Origin of the sequence: Azospirillum melinis (assembly GCF_013340935.1) — a bacterium.
Lineage (GTDB): Bacteria > Pseudomonadota > Alphaproteobacteria > Azospirillales > Azospirillaceae > Azospirillum > Azospirillum melinis.
In genome coordinates, this window is the sequence record NZ_WHOS01000121.1 from 1 (window position 1) to 5,702 (window position 5,702).

General features: G+C 69.9%; 4 protein-coding genes. 3 read left to right on the forward strand and 1 reads right to left on the reverse strand.

Annotated elements, in window-relative coordinates; translation table 11 throughout:
• Positions 1-27: 27 nt before the first annotated feature.
• A complete protein-coding gene (locus tag GBZ48_RS35460; RefSeq protein ID WP_174475312.1) occupies positions 28-2,985 on the reverse strand; it encodes an FAD-dependent oxidoreductase in 2,958 nt (985 codons plus the stop codon).
• A gap of 136 nt (positions 2,986-3,121) precedes the next feature.
• On the opposite strand from GBZ48_RS35460, the gene dapA reads away from it, so the two are divergent.
• The 3 genes from dapA (at position 3,122) to GBZ48_RS35475 (ending at position 5,664) form a co-directional block, all read left to right on the forward strand.
• Entirely contained in the window at positions 3,122-4,015 is an 894-nt protein-coding gene (gene dapA, locus GBZ48_RS35465) for a 4-hydroxy-tetrahydrodipicolinate synthase (protein WP_174475313.1), read from the forward strand.
• Between the two features lie 47 nt (positions 4,016-4,062).
• Entirely contained in the window at positions 4,063-4,893 is an 831-nt protein-coding gene (locus tag GBZ48_RS35470) for an ABC transporter substrate-binding protein (protein ID WP_174475314.1), read from the forward strand.
• 75 nt (positions 4,894-4,968) lie between these two features.
• Positions 4,969-5,664, forward strand: coding sequence for an amino acid ABC transporter permease (locus tag GBZ48_RS35475; protein WP_098737327.1), 696 nt, complete (start codon positions 4,969-4,971; stop codon positions 5,662-5,664).
• The last annotated feature ends 38 nt before the right edge of the window (positions 5,665-5,702 follow it).

Sequence of the window (5,702 nt, forward strand, 5' to 3'; positions counted from 1 at the left end):
ATGAGGGGGGACGGATGAGGGGGCGGTTCAGCCGAACCGGTCGATCAGGAAGGGGGTCGGGTCGATGTCGGTGCGGCCGTCGAGCAGCAGGTCGGCGGTCATGCGGGCGACGACCGGCGCCAGGGTGAAGCCGTTGGACGTCACCGTGTTGAAGAAGCCCGGCAATCCCGGCACCGGGCCGAGGATCGGCGCGCCGTCGATGTTGATGTTCATCGCCGCCCAGGCGCGCACCACATGCAGCCCGGCGATCTGCGGCAGCACATGGCGGGCGACCCACAGGTTGCCTTCGATGCTGGAGCGCGACACCGTGTTGAAACGGCGCGCCGGATCGAAGACGGCGGTCCAGGCGCCGCCGATGATCAAGCCCCCGGTGACCGCCTGCTTCAGGCTGAGATGGCGGTCGGCATGGGCGACGAGCTGGCCGACCAGCTTGGGCGCCGGCTCGGTGACGATCATCTGCAGGGGCGCGCTGTGGACCGGCACGTCAATGCCGACCAGCCGCCCGGTCTCGCGCGCCCACGGGCCGCTGGCGTTGACGATCTGTTTGGCGCGGATGCGGCAGCGCGAGGTCTCGACCCGCCAGCCGCCGCCCTCGACGGACGGCAGGGCTGCGATGCCCGTGACATTCACCCCGCGCAGGAAGCGGGCACCCTGGCGGCGCGCCTGCTCCAGCACAGCGTATGTCGCGCGCAGCGGGTTGATCTTGCCCTCCTGCGGGGCGTATTCGGCGCCGACCAGCCCGTCCGACAGGGCGGGAGCGAGGCGGCGCAGTTCGGCCGCGTCGATGATGGCGTTCTCGACGCCGTATCGCCGCTCCAGCGCCGCCTTGGCGCGCAGGAACTCCATGCCGGCCGGGCTGTCCGCCACCATCAGCCCGCCGGTGACCGCCAGTTCGAAATCGGCATCGCAAGCCTTCTCCAGTTCCCGCCACAAGGCGATGGAGCGCGGGCCGAGCGTCAGCGTCGCCGCCGCCGGCCCGCCGCCCGCCTCGGCCTTGGCGCCGAAGTCGAAGGACAGCAGCTGGACATGCAGGCTGCCGGCATTGGCGCCCGAGGCCTGCAAATTGGTGTCGCCGCGCTCGACGACCAGCACGTCGCGGCCGGCCTGGGTCAGGTAATAGGCGAGGCAGGAACCGACCACGCCGCCGCCGACGATCAGGATCTCCGCCTCCTGATCGGGCAGCGGGCCGTCCTCCAGCGGGCGGGCGAGGTTGGGGGTGATGGCGCGCTGGTGGCCGCCCCATTCCGGCTTCTCGAAGGCGAAGGCGCCGGCCGGCGTCGGCTTGGCCGGCAGGCGCGGCGCCAGATACTGGTCGGGCGACCGCTTCCTGCCGGTCGCCTGCTCCAGCAGCAGGGCGGCGGTCGCGGCGCAGTAGCGCCCCTGGCAGCGGCCCATGCCGAGCCGGGTGTTGCGCTTCAGCGCCGCGAGGCTGTCATGGCCGGCGGCAATCTCGGCACGGACGCGGCCGAAGGTGACCTCCTCGCAACGGCACAGCATGGCATCGTCGGGTACGGACTCGAGCCGAACCGGCGGCGCCCGGTAGATCGACCACAGCGCCGCCTGGAAGCCGTCGGCCCGCCGCAGATCGGCCAGCGCCCGCCGGCTCTCCTCCGGGTCGCCGTCGCTCAGGCCGAGCTGGGTGGCGGCGGCGATGCCGGCGAGGCGTCCGCGCGCCTGCGCCACCTTCGACCCGCCGAGATCGACACCGTCACCGACGGCGAAGACCCCCGCCACGCTGGTGGCGCCGTCCACCGCGATCTCGGTGGCGAGATAGCCGAGATGGCGATCTTCGACCAGCCGGTGGGCGCAGCCGAGCGCGCGGGCGATCTCGGTCGAGGGGATGAAACCGTAGCCCAGGCACAGCGCGTCGGCGGGAACGGTGACGGCCTCGCCCAGCCGGGGAGCGCCATCGGTGCCGAGCGGGGCGTAACGCACCCGCTCCAGCCGGCCCTCCCCCGCCGCCGCGACCACCCCATGCCCCCACAGCACCGGCACTCCGGCTCGCCGCAGCCTCAACAGATAGCGCGCGCCGTCGCCGATCAGGCCGGGGGCGGCGCGCAGCGCGGTCAGCATCTGCCGCCATTGGGCGGGCGACGGGCGCGGCGCGCTTTCCAGCACGGCGAGCACCTCTACGCCGCCCTCCACCAGCTCGCAGGCCAGTTGCAGATTGAGCGGACCGTTGCCGGCGATCACCACCCGGCGGCCGGGCGCCACGCGGTAGGCGCGCGCCAGGGTCTGGCCGGCTCCGGTCGTCATCACGCCGGGCAGCGTCCAACCCGCGAAAGGCGCCGGCCGCTCATAGGCGCCGCCGGCGATCACCAGCCGGCGCGGCCGGTAGACGGTCTCGCGCCCGGCAACGACGGCGACGACCTCGTCGGGGGCATGGGCGCCCCACACCGTCGCCTCCTGGACGATGGCGGCGCCGGCTGCCTTCGCCGCGTCGAGCAGGGCGAGGCCGGCGCGGAACTGCCGGTCGGTCGGCCGGTCGGCGCGGTGCGAGGGGGCGAGCGGCTTGAAATACTGGCCGCCGCTCTGCGGCCGCTCGTCGAGCACCACCACGTCGGCGCCGCGCCGCGCCGCCGCTTCGGCAGCCGCCAGACCGGCCGGGCCGGCGCCGATCACCAGCACATCGACCGTCCGCTCCTCCGGCGCGTCGCCCACCGGCGGCGGCACCAGCGGGGCCAGCGGATCCTCCGGCGTGCCGGCCGGCGGCTGCGAGCGGATGGTCTGGCCGTCGGCCACCTTGGTCAGGCAGGCGCGCTGGCTCGCCTTGCCGTCCACCGTCACCAGACATTCGAAGCAGGCGCCCATGCCGCAGTAGAGACCGCGCCGCCCGCCGTCGCGGCTGTGACGGTAGGCGGCGACGCCGTGCGCCGCCAGGGCCGCCGCCACCGTCTCCCCGGCCAGCGCGGGGATCCGTTCGCCGTCATAGGTGATCTCGATGGGAGCGCCATTGCGGCGGACGCTTGGATGTTCGAGGCGCATGGGCGGTCGCTTTGTCCGGATGCGGTGGAAAGCGCTTTTCGAGGGTACGTCAATTAGCGCTGGATTCCTGTATACAGGTAGTATACGAGTAGTATTTAGGCAAGGTCAAAAATTAGGCAGGAGCTTGGGGGAACCCATGACGGCATTGCGCGGCACCTACACGGTCCTCATCACCCCCTTCACCGCCGACGGTGGTGCTGTGGATGTTCCGGCGCTCAGGAAGCTGGTGAACTGGCAGATCGAGCAGGGCATCCACGGGCTGATCCCGCTCGGCAGCACCGGCGAGTTCCTGTCGATGACCCCGGAGGAGCGGGCGCAGGTCATCGAGATCTGCGTGACCGAGGCGGCGGGCCGCGTGCCCGTGCTGATCGGCACCGGCGCCGAATGGACGCGCGACGCCGTTGCGCTGGCCAAGGAGGCGGAAAGCATGGGCGCCGACGGGGTGATGGTGATCCCGCCCTATTACAGCTCGCCGACGCCCGACGAACTGTTCGAGCATTACCGCCGCATCGGCGAGGCGATCTCGCTGCCGGTGATGATCTACAACAACCCGGCGACCGCCAATGTCGACCTCACCCCGCCCATCGTCGCGCGGCTCAGCGAGATCGACAACGTCCTCTACATCAAGGAATCGACGCTGGAGGTGACGCGGGTCCGCGACATCATCGAGCTGTGCGGCGACCGCATGACGGTGTTCGCTGGCATCCTCGGCTATGAATCCTTCTGGCTCGGCGCCCAGGGCTGGGTCGCCGTCTGCTCCAACTTGATCCCGCGCGATTCCGCCCGCCTGTTCGAGCTGGTGGCCGACCATGGCGACAAGGAGCAGGCGCTGGCGCTCTATAAGAAGATGCTGCCCATCGTCCGCTGGGTCGGCGGCCACCGCTACGTCGCCGCCTCGAAGACCGGGCTCGGCATGATGGGCCTGCCCGTCGGCGCCCCCCGCGCGCCGCGCCTGCCGTTGCCGGAGGCCGACGCCGAGGCCCTGCGCGCCGATCTGGCGGCCTACGGCCTGATCGACTCCCTCGCCTGATCGCTTCGCCCGATTCCGAGATCCGAACACCAGAAAAGGGGTTTACGATGACCATTCGCACGCTGCTGATCGCTGCCGGCCTGACCCTGTTCGCCCTCCCCGCTGCTGCCCAAACCGCCGCCTGCAAGCCGGCGGTCGCCGATTCCGAGCTGGTCAAGCCCGGCACGCTGGTGATGTCGACCAACCCGACCCTGCCGCCGATGCAGTTCGTCGACAGCAGCGGCCAGCTGAAGGGCATGCGCATCACGCTGGGCAACGAGATCGCCAAGCGCCTGTGCCTGACGCCGGAATATGTCCGCATCGAGTTCTCGGCGATGATCCCCGGCCTCCAGGCCGGCCGCTGGGACCTGATCAACACCGGCATCTTCTGGACCGAGGAGCGGGCCAAGATGATGCCGATGATCAACTATGAATCCCAGGCGATCAGCATCTCGGTGAGCAAGGGCAACCCGCTGAAGATCACCAAGCCGGAGGATCTGTCGGGCCGTCCGGTCGGCGTCGAGCTGGGCGGCTTCGAGGAGCGCAAGCTGCGCGAACTCGACAAGATGATTGTCGCCAAGGGGCTGAAGCCGATCGAGATCAAGACCTTCGACAATTTCGCCACCGCCTATCAGGCGCTGCGCGCCGGCCAGACCGAGGCGTCGGTTGCCATCGACCCGACCGCGGCCGAATACGCCAAGCGCGGCGACTTCGAGCGCGCCCTGCACGGCCTGTTCCCGACCCCGGTCGCCCTGGCGATGAAGAGCAAGACGCTGAGCGAGGCCGTGGTCGGCGTCCTCAACGACATGCAGAAGGATGGTTCGTACAAGGCGCTGATGGACGAGTACGGCCTGCTGCCCAACGACGGCGCCTTCAAGGTCAACGGCCCCGGCATGTGAGACGCGTAACGCGGGCGGCGGTGGAGACCTTCCCCCCGCCGCCCGCGCATCTGACAAGAGTGAAAAGGTGACGGAATGACCAGCGGCTGGAACTGGGACGGCTTCTTCGAGTACCTGTTCAACGGGTATCTGTTCAGCGGAGCGATCACCACCCTGTGGCTGACGCTGGCGGGCATTGCCGGCGGCCTCGTGCTCGGCTGCGTGCTGGCGCTGCTGCGGCTGTCGCCCTATCGCTGGGTCGCACGGGTGGCGCAGACCTACATCTGGGTGTTCCGCGGCACGCCGCTGCTGGTCCAGCTCATCATCATCTACACCGGCCTGCCGCAGATCGGCATCAAGCTGTCGGTGACGGAATCGGCGCTGATCGGCCTGATCCTCAACGAAGCGGCATATCTGGCCGAGATCATCCGCGGCGGCATCCTCGGCGTCGCCGCCGGGCAGAGCAATGCCGGCCGGGCGCTCGGCCTGAATTCGGCCCAGGTGATGGCCTACATCGTGCTGCCGCAGGCCGTCCGCATCATCATTCCGGCGCTGGGCAACAGCGTGAACGGGCTGCTGAAGACGACCTCGGTAACCTCCGTCATCTCGATGGAGGAGCTGCTGCGCAGCACCCAGCTGCTCATCCAGGAGCGCTTCATGGTGCTGGAACTGTTCACGGTGGCCGCCCTCTATTACCTGCTGATGACCTCGCTGTGGGACATCGTCCAGCGCCGCATCGAGCGCCATTTCGGTCGCGCCTACCGCAACATCGCCATCGTCGACGGCCAGTGAAGGGCACTCGGCCATGAGTCCTCCACTTCCCCCGGCCC

Bases quoted from the DNA above. Each gene is read 5' to 3' on its own strand.
- GBZ48_RS35460 (WP_174475312.1), bottom strand. From the start codon at position 2,985: ATGCGCCTCGAACATCCAAGCGTCCGCCGCAATGGCGCTCCCATCGAG.
- GBZ48_RS35470 (WP_174475314.1), top strand. From the start codon at position 4,063: ATGACCATTCGCACGCTGCTGATCGCTGCCGGCCTGACCCTGTTCGCC.
- dapA (WP_174475313.1), top strand. From the start codon at position 3,122: ATGACGGCATTGCGCGGCACCTACACGGTCCTCATCACCCCCTTCACC.
- GBZ48_RS35475 (WP_098737327.1), top strand. From the start codon at position 4,969: ATGACCAGCGGCTGGAACTGGGACGGCTTCTTCGAGTACCTGTTCAAC.